Origin of the sequence: Ensifer sp. Root127 (assembly GCF_001425225.1) — a bacterium.
In the GTDB taxonomy this organism is placed as follows: Bacteria; Pseudomonadota; Alphaproteobacteria; order Rhizobiales; family Rhizobiaceae; genus Ensifer; species Ensifer canadensis.
On the sequence record NZ_LMDX01000023.1, the window covers coordinates 203,355 to 219,398 of the forward strand.

Consider the following 16,044-nt stretch of genomic DNA (forward strand, 5'->3'; position numbering starts at 1 on the left):
CCTCCAGCCATCGGCGACGATGAGGCAGACGCCGCGTTCCCGGTAACCTTCCGGGTTATCGTCGGTGCCATGCTTGGGGTTCTGCTTTTCGCCGGTGCCGGCGGATGGGCCGCCACGGCCCAGCTTACGGGCGCGATCGTTGCGGCGGGAATGGTCAAGGTCGATCAGAACCTGAAGGCGATCCAGCATCGTGACGGCGGCATCGTCAGCGAGATCCTGGTCAAGGAAGGCGACGCCGTTAGAAAAGGCGACATCATGCTACGGCTTGACGACGTGCAAACCCGAGCGGAACTGTCCATTGTCAAGAACCAGCTAGTTGAACTGGCTGCGCGAAAGACGAGGCTTGTCGCCGAGCGGGACAACCTGGCCGAATTGCAGTTTGGAGCAGAACTCAGTGAGGCAATGAGTGTGGTCCCGACGGTCTTCATGGGCGAGGCGCGGCTTTTCGACGGGAACCGCCAGAACCGGGAAAGCCAGAAGCAACAGCTGCAGTTGGGAATTTCCCAACTGGAAGAGGAGGTCAATGGCTTGAAGGTTCAGCTCTCGGCAAAGCAGGACGAACTGGCGCTGATCAAAACCGAGCACAAGAAGATCAAACGCCTCACCGACAAGAACCTGCTCGAGACCTCCCGCAAGTACATCATCGATCGCGAAATGGCGAAGATCACCGGCGAGTACGGCGAGATACAAGCCAACATCGCGCGGTCCAAGGCCCGAACAAGCGAAATCGAGCTTCAGATCATTGCCATCGACGAGGCGGCTCGAACCGAAGCACAGCGTGATCTAACGACCGTCGAACAGAAGATCTCGGAGTTGAGTGAACGAAAGGTGGCTGTCGAAGATCGGTTGCAACGCACTGATATACGCGCCCCTTTGTCGGGAACCGTGAACGAGCTTTTCGTCCACACGATCGGTGGGGTCATTACGCCGGCGGAAAAACTGGTCACCCTTGTCCCGACCGACGCTGCACTTAAGATCCAGGCCCGGCTTTCTCCCACCGATATCGATCAGGTGTTCTCCGGTCAGGTGGCGAAGCTTCGCTTTTCGGCATTCAATCAACGCACCACTCCCGAGCTCTCCGGACACGTCACCTATGTGTCGGCCGCTACGAGCAACGACCCAAGTTCCGGTGAGACATACTACTTGGCGGATATTGGGGTTGCCCAAGTGGAGTTGGCCAAGCTCGGTGACAATAAACTCTTGCCCGGTATGCCGGTGGAGGTCTTCGTTTCAACGGAGCAAAGAACAGCACTGTCGTTCTTATCGAAGCCGCTCACCGACCAATTCAGCCGGGCCTTTCGAGAACAGTGAACAATTTCCGATCTTTCGTACCGAGGCGTGACGTGCCTCGTGCGCGAACGGGTCATCCCAAGGCTGTTTCCGCGACATCCTTGGGATGACCGTCTGTCGCCGGACGGTCATGACTGAGCGAACGCATTCGTTTCGTACGCGCACGGATCATTCTCGACGCTTAAGAAACTCCAAAGTGGCCACTGCAACGTCGAAGTTTCCCCGCAGACAGGCAGGGCGAAGCCGTCAGTGCCTCTGGTAAAGCTGCTCTGCATCTTGGATCGTCATCCAGACTTGCTGTCGGAAGTTCGGGCAGCGTGCAACGTCCGACCGACAGAGTAGAGGCTTGCTGTAGATCGAAACTCCGCAGCCTCCCCCCAGCCGCCGACATCGATCAACCGCGTGAGGAACCAAACGCGCCCGAAAATGGTTTTGTCTCGCGAGGATGCGAGCCGTTCCAGGACGTGACAACACCGTGAAGATGGGCGCGTTATCCTTGTGTTGCCGTGAGCAACGAATTGGCAGGCGAGCCTGCACGCACCTTATTACACCCAAGGAAGTTGGTGCGGTGGCAGACGAGTACCGGGGACAGCGATGGCCAGCGACAAGCTCTCGACCTACAAACAGAAGCGCGATTTCAAAGTCACCAAGGAACCAAGCGGAGCGGGCAAGCTCAGCCCTTCCAATCGACGTCGCTTCGTCATTCAAAAACATGACGCCACCCAGCTGCACTACGATCTTCGTTTGGAGCTCGACGGTGTCTTCAAATCCTGGGCCGTGACCAAGGGGCCATCGCTCGATCCCCAAGACAAGCGCCTTGCGGTGGAGGTCGAGGATCACCCGCTCGACTATGGCGACTTCGAAGGCACCATTCCGAAAGGCCAGTATGGCGGGGGCACTGTCATGCTGTGGGATCGCGGTTATTGGGAGCCGGAAGGAAATCGGACGCCGGAAGAGGCGCTGGCCAAAGGTGATTTCAAGTTCACACTTGAGGGCAAACGGCTCCACGGCAGCTTCGTGCTCGTGCGCATGCGTCATGATCGCGATGGTGGAAAACGAACGAATTGGCTCCTGATCAAACATCGTGACGATTTTTCGGTCGATGAGAACGGAGCGGCTGTCCTTGAGGAAAACGACACCTCAGTCGCCTCCGGACGCTCGATGGACGCGATCGCGTCGGGCAAAGGCAGAAAGCCAAAGCCCTTCATGCTGGAGGGCGGCGCCATTGGGGCCGACGCGGTGTGGGACAGCAACCACGGTCTTGCCGCCGAGGAACGCCAGGCGGGAGCGGGGAGCCGAAAAAAGTCTGTGTCCGCCAGACGCCCGAAATCCAGAATGCCTGATTTCATCCCACCGCAGTTATGCGAAACACTGGACCGCCCTCCGAACGGCGGTGGCTGGATCCATGAGATCAAATTTGATGGCTATCGCATTCAGATGCGGGTCGAGAATGGGAAGGCGACTTTGAAAACCCGCAAAGGTCTCGACTGGGCAGCCAAATTTGCCGCCATCGCCAAGTCGGCAGCAGCTCTGCCTGATGCCATCATCGATGGTGAGATCTGTGCTCTTGACGAAAAAGGAGCACCCGATTTTGCCGCCCTTCAGGCAGCACTTTCCGAAGGCGAGACTGATGCCTTGGTCTACTTTGCATTCGATCTCCTGTTTACCGGCGATGAGGACCTGCGAGAGCTTGCGCTGACACAGCGGAAAGAACGGCTCGCAGCGATGCTGGAGGATGCGGGCGACGATCCGCATCTGCGCTTCGCCGAGCATTTTGAAACCGACGGTGACGCCGTGCTGCGATCGGCCCGCCGTCTTTCGCTTGAGGGCATCGTTTCCAAGAAAGCGGATGCGCCGTACCAGTCCGGCCGCTCCGACACGTGGGCGAAATCCAAATGCCGCGCAAGTCATGAAGTCGTCATCGGCGCCTATGCAAAGACCAACGGCAAATTCCGATCTCTCCTTGTTGGCGTCAATCGTGGCGAGCATTTCGTCTATGTCGGCCGGGTCGGGACAGGCTATGGCGCAAAGACCGTCGAAACGCTGTTGCCGAAGCTGCAAAAGCGCGAGGTCTCCAGGTCACCCTTTACGGGGATCGGGGCGCCAAAGAAGGATCGGAACATCGTTTGGCTCAAGCCGGATCTCGTTGCCGAGATCGAGTTCGCCGGCTGGACGACTGATGGCCAGGTGCGGCAGGCGGCATTCAAGGGCTTGAGGGAAGACAAACCGGCGGGCGAGGTGAAAGCGGAAAAACCGGCGTCACCTTCAAAGGCTGCCGTGTCCGATCCATCGACAGTAAAGCCAGTACCAAATCGTATCCGCAAGGGCGGGAAGGCCGAGGTCATGGGCGTGCTGATTTCCAGCCCGGAAAAACCTCTATGGCCGGATGGTGGCGATGGGAAGCCGGTGACCAAGGTTGAGCTTGCCCAATATTATGAGGCGGTCGGGTCCTGGCTGATCGATCATATCAAAGGGCGGCCCTGTTCGATCATTCGCACTCCCGACGGGATTGGCGGCGAGCAATTCTTCCAGCGACATGCCATGCCGGGAACATCGAACCTGCTCGAGCTGGTCACCGTATTCGGGGACAAGAAGCCCTACCTGCAGATCGACCGCGTCGAGGGGCTTGCGGCGATCGCCCAGATCGGTGGTGTCGAACTGCATCCCTGGAATTGCGAGCCCGGGAAACCGGAGGTGCCCGGCCGCCTGGTGTTCGATCTGGACCCGGGCCCCGAAGTCGAGTTTTCCACCGTCATTGACGCGGCGCGGGAAATTCGCGACCGGTTGGCAGAACTCGGGCTGGTAAGCTTCTGCAAGACGACGGGTGGCAAGGGACTGCACGTCGTAACGCCGCTTGCCGTGTCGCGACGGAAGAAATTGAGTTGGGAAGAGGCGAAGGCTTTTGCCCATGATATCTGTCAGCGGATGGCCCGCGACAATCCAGATCTTTACCTGATCAGGATGGCGAAGAACCAGCGCGAGGGCCGCATCTTCCTCGACTACTTGCGCAACGACAGGATGTCGACCGCTGTTGCGCCCCTGTCGCCGCGGGCGCGCCCCGGCGCCACGGTGTCGATGCCGCTCAACTGGACGCAGGTCAAAAAGGGTCTCGATCCCAAACGCTTCACGATCCGGACCGTGCCGCAGCTTCTGAGAGCGGGGACCGCTTGGCAGGATTATTGTGAAAGCCAGCGCTCGCTGGAGCAGGCGATCAAGCGCCTGAGCAAAACGAACAGGGCTGCGGCGTAGTCATCCGCCGAAAATGCGGATGCTTTTCACCTCGACATGGATCGTGGGCGATGGCTGTAGCGGACCGGAAGCCTCGGCAATGGTGCGCGGCTCATTTGCGGGGTCGGGTTTCGGCGGCCACAGATTTGCGCAGCGCATCCATGATGTTGATGACATTGCTCGGTTCCGACGCTGGCGATTTCGCTTTGCCTTTCTGGGGGTTTTTCAGCTGTTTCTTTCTCGTGTTGATGATGTCGAGCAGCCGATCCTGGACCGGGTCGACGACCATCTTCGGATTCCAGTCCTGGGTCTTCTTTTCGATCAATTGCTGGACGAGCGGCATCATGTCGGAATCCGCTTTCTCGTTGCCGATATCCTCAAAATAGGCTTTCTCGTCCCTGACCTCGTCCCCGTAGCGCAAAGTCCACAGGATGATGCCTTTACCACGCGGCTCCAGCAAGACGGCGCGTTCGCGACGCGAGATGACCAGTCGCGAAATGCCAACCACCCGCTTGGCCTCCATCGCTTCACGAATGACGGAAAAGGCTTCCTGACCGACAGGGTCGTTCGGGGAGAGATAGTACGGGGTATCGAACCAGATCCATTCGACGCTGTCGCGGGGTGCGAAGGTGGATATGTCGATGGTTTTGGTGCTGTCCAGCGCAACATTTTCGAGTTCGCCGTCCTCGAGCATAACGTACTCGTCTTCTGCGCGCTGATAGCCCTTGACCTGGTCGTCCTCCTTGACTTCCTGCCCGGTGACCGCATCGATGTAGTGGCTGATAACGCGGTTCTGTGTCGCGCGGTTGAGCGTATGAAAACGAACCTTTTCTTCGTCGGACGTTGCCGGCATCATCTGCACGGGGCAGGTGACCAGCGACAGCTTGAGATAACCTTTCCAGTAGGGCCGAACGGCCATGAAAGCGTCCTCCGACTAGCTGGCGCGCCGTTTTTGCGCGGTAGCGGGCTTGGATTTGGCAGTTGCAGATTTTGCAGCTGGCTTGCGAGCGGCGCCCTTGTTGACATTCGCTGCGGTGCGCTTTGCTTTTGTTTTCTTCGCACCCATGCCCGCACTTTCGCGCAGTGCCTGCAGCAGATCTCCAGGCTTCGAGGCAGTGGGCGCCTTCCTTTTGGGAAGCGAGCGTCCTTCGATTTTGGCTTTGACCAGTTCGGCCACCGCAGCCTCATATCGATCGTCGAAGCTGCTGGCGTCGAAGCTACCCTTCTTGGTTTCGATGATATGTTCGGCAAGATCGAGCATCTCGCCTTCGATCTTGAGGTCGGGGAGATCCTCGAAAGCCTTGTCGGCCGAACGGACCTCGTAATCAAAGTTGAGCGTGGAGGCGATCAGCCCCTTGCCATGCACTCGGATAAGGACGGTGCGCACCCGTCGGAACAGCACCGTTCGCGCAATCGCGGCGACCTTTTCCTGTTTCATCCCGTCGCGCAGCAGCACGAAGGCATCGGTGCCCAGCTTGTCGGGAGCGAGATAATAGGGCTTGTCGAAGTAGATTGTGTCGATCTGGGAGCAGGGGATGAAGGCCTCTATCTTCAGGGTCTTGTCGCTGTCGGGAACGGCTTCGGCCATTTCCTCGGGTTCCAGGGCGACGTACTGGCCATTCTCCATCTCATAGCCTTTGACCTGATCGTCACGCTCAACCGTATCTCCCGTCTCGCCATCGACGAATTCGCGTTTGACTCGGTTTCCCGTCTTGCGATTGAGAGTGTTGAAGGCGATGCGGTCAGAAGTTGATGCCGCCGTACAGAGCGCCACGGGACAGGTCACCTCGCCGAACTTGATGTAGCCTTTCCAATTCGCTCTTGGGGCAACCATGATACAAGTTCTCCTGACGCGGCCAAAGGAACTCAACCGCTCAGCCGGCGTTTCGTTCCCCACCGTTCTCAATCGAATGCATCTTTTGCGCCGCAGCCGCGTTTGTGGAGGGGAAAATCACAAGGGAGGTCTGCCATGAGAATGCGCGAGCCAATCGATACCGGCAGCGGTGAACGCCGTCGGCGGCGCGAGGAGGATCGCGAGTCCAAGATGGGCAACGAAGCTTCGTCGTCGCTGCCCATCGCATGCCGGCGGCGCAGATCATTCTGGTGAAACTCGCCACCTACAATGTCAACGGCATCAACGGTCGCCTCGACGTGCTGCTGCGGTGGCTCGAGGAGAGGCAGCCGGATGTCGTGTGCCTGCAGGAACTGAAAGCGCCCGACAGCAGGTTTCCTCATCGGGAAATCGAGAAAGCCGGCTATGGCGCGATCTGGCACGGACAGAAATCATGGAACGGGGTGGCCATCCTGGCTCGAGGACGCACCCCAATGGAGACGCGTCGCGGTTTGCCGGGCGATCCTGATGACAGTCACAGCCGCTACATCGAGGCGGCAATCGAGGGGATAATCGTCGGATGCCTTTATCTGCCGAATGGCAACCCCGCCCTTGGACCCAGGTTTGACTACAAGCTGCGTTGGTTTGACCGGCTGCAGCACTATGCGGCGCAACTGATAGAACTGGAGATCCCGGTTGTCTTGGCTGGCGACTTCAATGTCATGCCAACCGATCTGGATGTTTACAAACCGGAGCGGTGGCGCGACGACGCGCTCTTCAGGCCGGAGGTGAAAGCGGCTTATGCCGCACTTCTTGATCAGGGCTGGACGGATGCGGTGAGGCATCTCCATCCGAATGAGCGGATTTATACATTCTGGAAGTATTTCCGAAACGCATTTGCCCGAGACGCTGGGCTTCGCATCGATCATTTCCTGTTAAGCCCGGCGCTTGCTGGCGATCTCAAGCGGGCCAAGGTGGACAAGTCAGTGCGAGGTTGGGATCACACGAGTGACCACGCGCCGGTTTGGATCGAGCTACTTTAACCCGCAACGATCTGCTCTGCCGTAAACCTCTATTCTTTTATCGATCCGTCCTTCTATGGGCCGTCTCATTTCGGAGGAAACTCTCCGTTGCAGGTCAAATCCTATGCGTAGGCGATCAATATTGCCATGCCGATCGCGATCATGCTTATACCGAGCCAGTTCCTCACCAAACCAAGAAATCTAAGCCCTTGTCCTCTGGGCTCCAGGGTCGGCTTGGCATCTGAAATGGATCGGTGAGGATCGCTGAGAGGTCGACGCCTGAGCGCACCCCAAAACAAATCGAGTACACCGGCGATCACGAGGGCAGCACCGATCAGGATCGCGGTTATGGACATGGTTTTCTCCATTGTGCGCCAGGGTCGCGTGCGCAGCTGTGAGAACAGCCAATACGATCACCTGGTGCCTGTGAGCCTGACACCGGGACAGAGTAGCGCTGCACTTCAACGAACGAACTCTGCGCAACTCCCTTGGTTGATTGACCAACCGCAGGGAAAAGTAATGGTTCCGATCACAATTCCGTAAGCGGTTTGACAGACCAGCGATGACATCACCGAATTGCAGGGAAACTGTGTGGGATCGCAACAGTTCATCAGTGAAAGAGAACAGGCCCTCGGTCCTGCAGCGAATGAAAGCGGGGCGAAAATGTGGGAATTTCAAGACTTCGCCACATTTCTCCCATGCGAGAAAGTTACTGGAGGTTGTTTTGTGATTCGTATGCACTGCCTGCAATTTTGAAAAATCGAGGATTGATATGGTAAAAGTGACCAGAATTGCCACGACTGTCTGTGCTCTTGGTGCCCTCCTAGCAACAACTGGATTGGCTCAAACGGCCTTCGCCCAAACTCAGGCTGAAACCACTTCTGTCGCACCCTTAGCCACAGGCTTGACCGATGGCGGGGCCGCGGAAGCGCAGGTCGTCGAAGCTGTCCGCGCCGGGGACGTTTTAACAATCAAACTCCGCTTCAAGCCGCTCGCGACGAACCAGCTGGAACGAATATATGATTCGATTAGCCAGGACGCATATGAAAACAGCTTCTACGTTCTTGCTGGCAATAAGAAATACCTGCTGCTTACGGACAGCAGTGATAAGCCGCTGACAAATCCAAACCTCGTTATCAAAGCTAACAAGGATTCTCCGATCGCGGGTTCCTGGCATGGTAGGTTCCCTGCTCCGCCAAAGGACGTCACCGAGGTGTCACTGACGATCCCGGGCGTCGAGACACTCGACGCGATCAAACTTACCGACCGATAGCCATGGCTGGTGCAGCGAAATGTTCCCTCGCGATGGTCGTGATCATGATAGCGGCCAGCGGTTCTTATGCGCAGGTGTCACCTTACCATCGCGAAATACGTGATCTTAAGGCCACGGTTCTTGATTTGAAGGGGCTACCCTCCGATCTGAACAGCGCCGTGTTTGATCTGTCTGCGAAAGCCGATGGGCTTACCGCTCAGCACGGTGGTCTTTCCGTACGACAAGACGCAACGACCGTCAGGGTGTCCATGACGGGCGATGTGCTGTTCGATTTCGACAAGGCCGACATCCAATCGGCGGCCGAACCGACACTCATGGACATCGCGCGTCTCATCACATCCGTCCCCGCCGGCACGATCATCATCGAGGGTCATACCGATTCCAAAGGGTCGGCTCAGTACAATAACGAACTGTCCCTTCAGCGAGCTAGTGCCGTCATGCAATGGCTTGTGAAACATGGAGCAGATAAAGCGCGGCTATCGGTCGAAGGGCTAGGTGATAGCCGTCCGATCGAACCCAATACGAAAAACGGAGCGGACAATCCCCAAGGGCGCGCTCTCAACCGGCGCGTCGAGTTCGTTTTTCCAAAGCGGTAGAAAATGGGTCCTGCGGGCCGATGAATTGACGCACGCCGGCTACTTAGGGCCGACGTGCGACCGCTATGGCGTTTGGCGTTGGCCCGACCGGCCGACGCTATCTGTACGGTGACGTATGCGCCTGACCGAGCCCGAGGTCGCCCTTGTGGAGTGTTTGGCCCACAAGTAACCAGTGCACCATCAGGCGGTGTCTTCAACGACGAACAGATCGACGGACCGCCGAGGCACTACTACGCAAAGCCGCCGGCGGCAAACACAGCAAGCGCGCATCCATCCGGCATTCGGATAATCAACCGTTGTCTGTGAATTGCCGACACAACGGGAGGTATGGCGGTTCTTGACATGTATTCAGATACGGCTTTTAAGTTTGCTGGCGGCTCTGCAAAGCAGCAGAGTTGTGCGGAAACCCTACTGCATGGTTCCTTAAATCCTATCCGATTCAAGGATCAAAACATGCGGCATCAGCTCTTAGAGGTCCCAATGCGCCGAGTCCCTTCTCACGAAAATCACGTTGGAATTTCTGAGAAGTTGAGGATTCATGCGCACCTTAAATCTGGGCGTCCTGGCCCATGTGGATGCAGGCAAAACTAGCCTTACCGAACGACTGCTTTTTGACGCCAGTGTCATCGACAAGCTAGGCAGCGTCGACGCAGGCAATACACAGACAGATAGCCTCGCTCTGGAGCGGCAGCGTGGCATCACCATCCGAGCTGCCGTCGTTTCATTCACGATCGGCGACACGGTGGTGAACCTCATTGATACGCCCGGTCACCCCGACTTCATCGCCGAGATTGAGCGCGTGCTTGGGTTGCTGGACGCTGCAGTCGTCGTTGTTTCCGCAGTCGAAGGCGTGCAAGCGCAGACGCGAGTGCTGGTGCGGGCGTTGCAGCGTGTTGGGGTTCCCTTCCTATTCTTCATCAACAAGGTCGATCGTCTCGGTGCGCGCTACGACGAAGTGCTGCAAGCCATTGCCGGCCAACTACCGGTTCGACCCATCGCCATGTCGGCCGTCATTGATGCCGGTAGTAAACTCGCTCAGGTAAAGGCGTTCGATCCGGGAAGCGAGCCGCTTTTCACCGCGCTGTGCGAGACCCTGGCGGAAAACGATGACGAGCTGCTGCGCGATTATCTGCAAGCGCCGGATCGTCTTACCGACGAAAGACTTGACCGCTCGCTGCGGGATCAGGTTTCTCGCGGTCTGTTGCAGCCGGCATTTGCTGGCGCGGCGGTAACCGGCGTGGGCCTGCCAGCTCTGACATCGGCAATTGCGACCCTACTGCCCAGCCGCGACCTCGATCCTGATGCTGCTGTCACCGGCAGGATCTTCAAGATCGAGCGTGGATGGGGCGGTGAGAAGCTCTCCTATCTCTATCTCTCATCTGGCACGGTCCGCGTGCGGGAATATCTCGACCTGCCTCAGGGGTCGGCAAGGGTGACCGGAATCCAACTTTTCGACGCCGGCAAAATTCACAGCGCAACCAGCTTCAGGGCAGGCCAGATTGCTCGGGTCAGCGGCCTTGGCATCGCCCGCATCGGCGACGTGGTAGGCACCACCCGCCTCGCAGACGTCCCGCACCATTTTGCGCCTCCAACGTTGGAATCCCGGGCTAAAGCGCAGCGTCCCTCCGAGAGTGCGGCGCTTTGGCTGGCGCTAAACCAGTTGGCCGAACAGGACCCGCTGATTGACCTGCGCAAGAACGAGGACACGAACGACATCTTTGTGTCTCTCTATGGCGAAGTGCAGAAGGAGGTGATCCAATCGACTCTGCTGACGGATTTCGGTCTCGAAGTTGCGTTTGAGGATAGTACAGTCATCTGCGCCGAGAGGCTCGCCAGAACCGGCACGGGCCTTCAGATCATCTTCAAGGAGCCGAACCCATTCCTCGCGACCGTTGGCTTGCGCGTCGAACCTCGGCCGGAAGGGGCGGGCAACAGCTTCGCGCTGGAAGTGGATGTTGGCCAGATGCCGGCAAGCTACTACCGGGCAGTCGAGGAAACCGTGTTCGAGACGCTTAAACAGGGCATCTTCGGCTGGCAAGTCATTGATTGCCACGTTGCCATGACCGCTGCTCGGCACAGTTCCCCGTCGAGCACCGCTGCAGACTTTCGGCAGTTGACGCCGTGGGTCCTCGCAACTGCGTTATCAACGGCAAAAACCGTTGTCTGTGAGCCGATCGACCAATTTTACCTTGAAGCTCCCTCGGAAACTTTGGGTGGCTTGCTGACCCTGCTTGCCAAGTCGGGCGCTGTCACCAAGGAATCGATTGTGGCCGATGGCGTAGCGCGGCTGGAAGGGCATGTCGCCTCCGAGAGGGTTCAAGGCATTCAGCAGCAACTGCCGGGACTGACAAGCGGCATGGGGACCATGGAAACCTCCTTCCACCACTATGCCCCGGCAGCCGACCCGCAACGTTCGCGCAAGCGTTCCGGTGTCGATCCATTCAACGGCCGCGAATATCTACTCCGATTGTCGTGACCCGCAGCGAGCATCACGCCCGCCCCGACGATAAGACACTGCATTGCTATGCCTGCATAGGAGCTCAGATTGTCATCTGACGATATCCCTCACGATGAGATGAGGCTGACGATAGGAAGCTGCCGCACGGGCACGAGTCCTTCGGAGGTGTTTGCCGTGCGGTATGGCACCAGTCGACGATGGAAGGAGACTGGGCGAAATGGGTTGGGCGATGCAGCGGGTCCGATGGTTGCTGCAGGCCCTGCCATGAGCGATGGCGAAGATCCGATCATGAGGTATAATTGGGCCATGCCGACCTTGCCGTTAATCGCGAGTTTGAAAGAGTACCGCGCCGAGTGGCTTCGCTATGATCTGACGTCGGGTCTAGCGATTGCAGCGGTCGGGTTGCCGAGCGCCATCGCCTATCCGGCCATTGCCGGGTTGCCGCCGGAGGTGGGCCTTTATTCCAGCATATTGCCGCTTCTGGGCTACGCTCTCCTCGGATCTTCGCGACAACTCATCGTCGGCCCAGACGCCGGAACGGTTACGGTGCTGGCCGCCGTGCTATTGTCGCTCAATCTTCCGACCGCAGAAGATCGGCTCGTCGCGACCGCAGCAATCGCCGTCATCGTCGGTGGTCTGTGCTTTGCCGCCAATGCTTTACGGCTAGGCTTCATCGCAAACTTTCTATCGCGACCGATCCTCACGGGCTTCATGACCGGTATCTCCCTATCGATCCTGATAGGCCAGATCGGGCGCCTGACGGGCGTGAAGATCGAAAGCGAAGGCGTGCTTCGACCGATCATGGAACTGTTGGACAAGGCCGACCAGATTCATTGGCCGTCGCTCACCCTCGGCGTTGGCCTTTTCATCCTCCTGCGTTTGCTCAACGCCTGGCGACCCGGCATTCCTGGACCTCTGGTGGCCGTGGCGATTGCAACGGCCATGTCGGCCGCCTTCAATTTTTCCGCCGCGGGCATTCGTGTGGTCGGCGAGATCCCGTCGCGCCTGCCGACGCCGATGCTACCTATCACCACCGGGGTCTCGCTCGGCGATCTCTTCTTGGGCGCTGTTGCCGTGTTGATCGTCAGTTTCGGAGCGGGCATCGTGACGGCTCGCAGTTTCGGTGCGAAGAACAAATATCCGGTCGACGCCAACCGAGAACTGCTGGGCTTCGGCGCAGCAAACATCGCCTCCGGGTTGTTCGGGGGCTTTGCCGTCACGGCATCGGATTCGCGCACGGCTATAAATGATTCCATGGGCGGCAAGACTCAACTGGCCGGTATTATCTCGGCTATCGCCCTGGCGTTGACGGTGCTGTTTCTCACCGGCGCTCTGTCCTTGCTGCCGACCCCCGCGCTCGGCGCCATCCTGGCGTCTGCAGCCATCGGCCTTATCGATCTGCGCGCTCTACGAGAATTGTGGCGCATCAGCCCGATCGAATTCGTCTTCGCGCTCATCAGCATCGCCGGCGTGTTGACACTTGGGGTGCTGCATGGCGTGATTTTCGCTATCGGAGCGACGTTGCTCTACATCCTGATGAAGGGGCTGAAGCCGCGCGATGCGCTTCTTGGCCGCATTCCCGGACGCGAAGGCTTCTACAAGCTGCATCGCTACAAGGACGGAAGACCGATCCCTGGCGTTGCCATCTATCTTCTGCAAGGCAGTCTGCTGTTTTTCAATGCCGACCATGTGCGCGGCCGCGTGGAAGAGATCGTCAAGAACCTGCCTGCCGATACGCGATGGTTCATTTTTGATGCTGGCGCGGCAGCGCAGATCGACAGCACCGCAGCGGCGATGCTCGATGATCTGCGGGATTTCGTCGAGGGGCGCGGCTTGAAGTTCGGCATTGTCGAGCTCCATAGCGAACCTCGAGAAACCTTGCTGCGCTCGGGCGTCATCGACAAGATCGGCAACGGCATGATCTTCGACGACCTGGAGGACGCGATCGCCGCTTTCGAAGCTGGCAACGCCAAGACCGCAGCCTAGAAGGCTACGGCTCCTCGCCATTCAACGACATCGTTAATACCCCGGATTGACGCCGCCTGACCGGATCGCGGCGAAGCTTGGATCGGGGTAAGAACCCTGCCATTGAGCGTAGGTGGTATTGCCTCCTCCACTCGTTGCACAGCCCGAGATCGCCATAAGCGCCAGCATTGCGATAACCAGGGAGATATTAGGCAAAGTCGTCCTCCTCCACACTGAGGTTTCGAACAATACGTTAAGACTTATTTGTATGATGCGCAAATCAACATTTTCAGGGTGCATTCGTACCGTATTTGCAAATCTACACAACAGTTTTCAGGGAAGTTAACTGCGCTACGCAAATAATAGGCCAAATTTCATCGGAGAAGCCGCGAAATGTATTGCGGCGTTGCTCGAACGCCAAGAAGAAGTCGATCAATCGGGTGAGGTCGATTGTTGTGTCGCTCGCCCAGCAAGGCTCGCCATCACAAAACGACGCCGGAGCAAAAACAATCGGGGCGACCCGCCGCCCTGACAGATGGCGTGGCGGTGTCTTTGCGGTCCTTACTTCGGACGGACCAGCGAACGCTAGGCGGCAATCAAAAGCCAGTGAGTGGAAAAAACTGAACGCAATGAATTGAAAATGGACTATTCTGATCTCTGTGCTAGTTTATTCTACCGCAAGGCTCACATACCTGTCCTTTATCTTTGGCAGACAACTGTTCTGGTAATGACGGCGAAGGACGCCGACAGAAATCGCAGCTATATAAATGGGCACACGAGCTCATTGGCGTGTGTCTACTCTAGTGTTGAAACGCTCTATCAAGTTCGGATTCTGGGGTGCGCGCAACATTGCCTCGCCACAGCATCCGTTATGGGGACGACAGCTTCAAGTGCTCGATCGGGACCCGGTTCAGAAACGGGGGCGTTGATCCTGCGCCCGCAAGTGTTTTGAGCAAGAGGCCTTCCAGCCTCTTTTGGAGGAAGAAATGGCGATTGAGCGGGTGTTTACGTTTTTCCGCGCGACGGCGATCGTTTTGTCGATGCTTGTGCCCTCTGGAGTTGTGCTGGCCCAGCAGACCGCCACAGCGCCTTCCACGCCGGCGGAGGCGGCTCCAGAACCGCTGAGCGACGATGAGCTCGAGATCCTCGTTGCCCGGATCGCGCTTTATCCCGACGAGTTGGTCGCGCTCATCTCCGCTGCATCGCTCTATCCTTTGCAGGTGGTCGAGGCCGAACGTTTTCTTCAGGAGAGTTCAAAAAATCGCGATCTGAAGCCGAAGGAAAGCTGGGACGGCAGCATCGTTTCGCTGCTCAACTATCCCGAGATCGTCAAGATGATGAGCACCGACCTCGAGTGGACGCAAAGCTTCGGCGAGGCGATCGCCAACCAACAGAAAGATGTTCTCATAGCGATACAGCAGCTGCGTGACGAAGCCGTTGCTAAGGATATAATCAAGACCGACGACAAGATTAAAGTCGTCGAGGAGGGTGACAACGTCATCATCCAGTCGGCAAATCCCGAAACGATCTATGTGCCGCAGTATGCGCCGGAAATGCTCTACCAGCCCGATTATGCGCCGGTACCGATCGGCTATTATGACGACCCCTATCCTGCCTATTGGTACCCGGGCGCCGCCTTTTTCGCCGGAGCAGTCACCGGCGCGGCCTTCGCGGCCATCGTCGACTGGGATGACTGGGGCGTCTGGGGTGGCAATTGGGGCGGCGACATCGATGTCGATTGCAATAACTGTTTCAACAACATCGACTTCGACGGCAAGATGAAATGGAACGACGTCGACTGGAAGAATGTCGATCGCAGCAAGATCAACTTCGACCGCAATCAGTTGCAGAAGTTTGATCGCACCAACATCAAGAACAACATCAAGGCCAACGGCAACAACAACATTCGTAACCGCGCCGCCGAGATCAATCGCGACCGGCCGCAGGCGCGACCGGGCGGTGCAGGTGGCGGTCAGCTCAACGACGTGCGCAAGAGCACGCTCGATGGGCTGAAGGCGCAGCAGCGACCAGCGGCACGCCCAGGCGGCGGTCAGGCGGTAGCGAAGGCCAGGCCAGGCGGCTCGAAGCCCAGCGTGAACAGGCCCAAAGGCAACAAGCCCTCGCAGGTAAACCGACCCGCCGGCAAGAAGAAGATGGCCGCAAAGGCACAGAACCGGCCCAAGAAGCCGTCCGGCCTCGGCAACGTCAACTCGGGTCGTCGCGAGGTCGCCTCTTCGAAGCGTGGCGGACAGAGTATGGGCGGCGGTCATCGCGGCGGCGGGCGGCCTCAGATGAGAAGTGGCGGTGGAAGGCCATCGGGTGGCGGGGGCCGTGGCGGTGGCGGTGGCGGCCGTGGCGGTGGCAGGCGTTAACGGAGCGAC

The 16,044-nt window shown here is 58.1% G+C and carries 11 protein-coding genes; 8 read left to right on the forward strand and 3 right to left on the reverse strand.

Features of this window, described 5'->3' with window-relative positions; all coding sequences use genetic code 11:
* Positions 1 to 69 precede the first annotated feature (69 nt).
* Positions 70 to 1,311: an HlyD family type I secretion periplasmic adaptor subunit gene (locus ASD03_RS23190; protein ID WP_244494688.1), complete on the forward strand. Its 1,242-nt coding sequence runs from the start codon at positions 70 to 72 to the stop codon at positions 1,309 to 1,311.
* 573 nt (positions 1,312 to 1,884) lie between these two features.
* A complete protein-coding gene (ligD, locus tag ASD03_RS23195; RefSeq protein ID WP_057216719.1) occupies positions 1,885 to 4,539 on the forward strand; it encodes a DNA ligase D in 2,655 nt (884 codons plus the stop codon).
* 91 nt (positions 4,540 to 4,630) lie between these two features.
* Here the strand turns inward: ligD and ASD03_RS23200 are convergent, their stop codons facing one another.
* Both ASD03_RS23200 and ASD03_RS23205 read right to left on the reverse strand, forming a co-directional pair.
* Entirely contained in the window at positions 4,631 to 5,437 is an 807-nt protein-coding gene (locus ASD03_RS23200; RefSeq protein ID WP_057216722.1) for a Ku protein, read from the reverse strand.
* Positions 5,438 to 5,452: 15 nt separating this feature from the next.
* Positions 5,453 to 6,352 carry a Ku protein gene (locus ASD03_RS23205; RefSeq protein WP_057216725.1) on the reverse strand — a complete coding sequence of 300 codons (900 nt, stop codon included), beginning with the start codon at positions 6,350 to 6,352 and terminating at the stop codon, positions 5,453 to 5,455.
* 269 nt (positions 6,353 to 6,621) lie between these two features.
* Between ASD03_RS23205 and xth the strand changes: the two genes are divergently transcribed.
* On the forward strand, positions 6,622 to 7,392 hold the full coding sequence (xth, locus tag ASD03_RS23210; protein WP_057217201.1) for an exodeoxyribonuclease III: 771 nt from the start codon (positions 6,622 to 6,624) through the stop codon (positions 7,390 to 7,392).
* 101 nt (positions 7,393 to 7,493) lie between these two features.
* Here the strand turns inward: xth and ASD03_RS23215 are convergent, their stop codons facing one another.
* On the reverse strand, positions 7,494 to 7,721 hold the full coding sequence (locus ASD03_RS23215) for a hypothetical protein (protein WP_057217203.1): 228 nt from the start codon (positions 7,719 to 7,721) through the stop codon (positions 7,494 to 7,496).
* Positions 7,722 to 8,143: 422 nt separating this feature from the next.
* Here ASD03_RS23215 and ASD03_RS23220 point away from each other — a divergent pair, with 422 nt between their 5' ends.
* The 5 genes from ASD03_RS23220 (at position 8,144) to ASD03_RS23240 (ending at position 16,035) form a co-directional block, all read left to right on the forward strand.
* Positions 8,144 to 8,644 carry a hypothetical protein gene (locus ASD03_RS23220; RefSeq protein WP_025430447.1) on the forward strand — a complete coding sequence of 167 codons (501 nt, stop codon included), beginning with the start codon at positions 8,144 to 8,146 and terminating at the stop codon, positions 8,642 to 8,644.
* A gap of 2 nt (positions 8,645 to 8,646) precedes the next feature.
* A complete protein-coding gene (locus tag ASD03_RS23225) occupies positions 8,647 to 9,240 on the forward strand; it encodes an OmpA family protein (RefSeq protein ID WP_057216728.1) in 594 nt (197 codons plus the stop codon).
* 538 nt (positions 9,241 to 9,778) lie between these two features.
* A complete protein-coding gene (locus ASD03_RS23230) occupies positions 9,779 to 11,716 on the forward strand; it encodes a TetM/TetW/TetO/TetS family tetracycline resistance ribosomal protection protein (RefSeq protein WP_057216731.1) in 1,938 nt (645 codons plus the stop codon).
* Between the two features lie 270 nt (positions 11,717 to 11,986).
* On the forward strand, positions 11,987 to 13,684 hold the full coding sequence (locus ASD03_RS23235) for a SulP family inorganic anion transporter (RefSeq protein WP_057217205.1): 1,698 nt from the start codon (positions 11,987 to 11,989) through the stop codon (positions 13,682 to 13,684).
* A gap of 965 nt (positions 13,685 to 14,649) precedes the next feature.
* A complete protein-coding gene (locus tag ASD03_RS23240; RefSeq protein ID WP_057216734.1) occupies positions 14,650 to 16,035 on the forward strand; it encodes a DUF3300 domain-containing protein in 1,386 nt (461 codons plus the stop codon).
* The last annotated feature ends 9 nt before the right edge of the window (positions 16,036 to 16,044 follow it).

Excerpts from the sequence above, each read along its gene's own strand:
- ligD (WP_057216719.1), top strand. The coding sequence starts at position 1,885 with ATGGCCAGCGACAAGCTCTCGACCTACAAACAGAAGCGCGATTTCAAA.
- ASD03_RS23200 (WP_057216722.1), bottom strand. The coding sequence starts at position 5,437 with ATGGCCGTTCGGCCCTACTGGAAAGGTTATCTCAAGCTGTCGCTGGTC.
- ASD03_RS23240 (WP_057216734.1), top strand. The coding sequence starts at position 14,650 with ATGGCGATTGAGCGGGTGTTTACGTTTTTCCGCGCGACGGCGATCGTT.
- ASD03_RS23225 (WP_057216728.1), top strand. The coding sequence starts at position 8,647 with ATGGCTGGTGCAGCGAAATGTTCCCTCGCGATGGTCGTGATCATGATA.
- ASD03_RS23230 (WP_057216731.1), top strand. The coding sequence starts at position 9,779 with ATGCGCACCTTAAATCTGGGCGTCCTGGCCCATGTGGATGCAGGCAAA.
- ASD03_RS23235 (WP_057217205.1), top strand. The coding sequence starts at position 11,987 with ATGAGGTATAATTGGGCCATGCCGACCTTGCCGTTAATCGCGAGTTTG.
- ASD03_RS23190 (WP_244494688.1), top strand. The coding sequence starts at position 70 with ATGCTTGGGGTTCTGCTTTTCGCCGGTGCCGGCGGATGGGCCGCCACG.
- ASD03_RS23220 (WP_025430447.1), top strand. The coding sequence starts at position 8,144 with ATGGTAAAAGTGACCAGAATTGCCACGACTGTCTGTGCTCTTGGTGCC.
- ASD03_RS23205 (WP_057216725.1), bottom strand. The coding sequence starts at position 6,352 with ATGGTTGCCCCAAGAGCGAATTGGAAAGGCTACATCAAGTTCGGCGAG.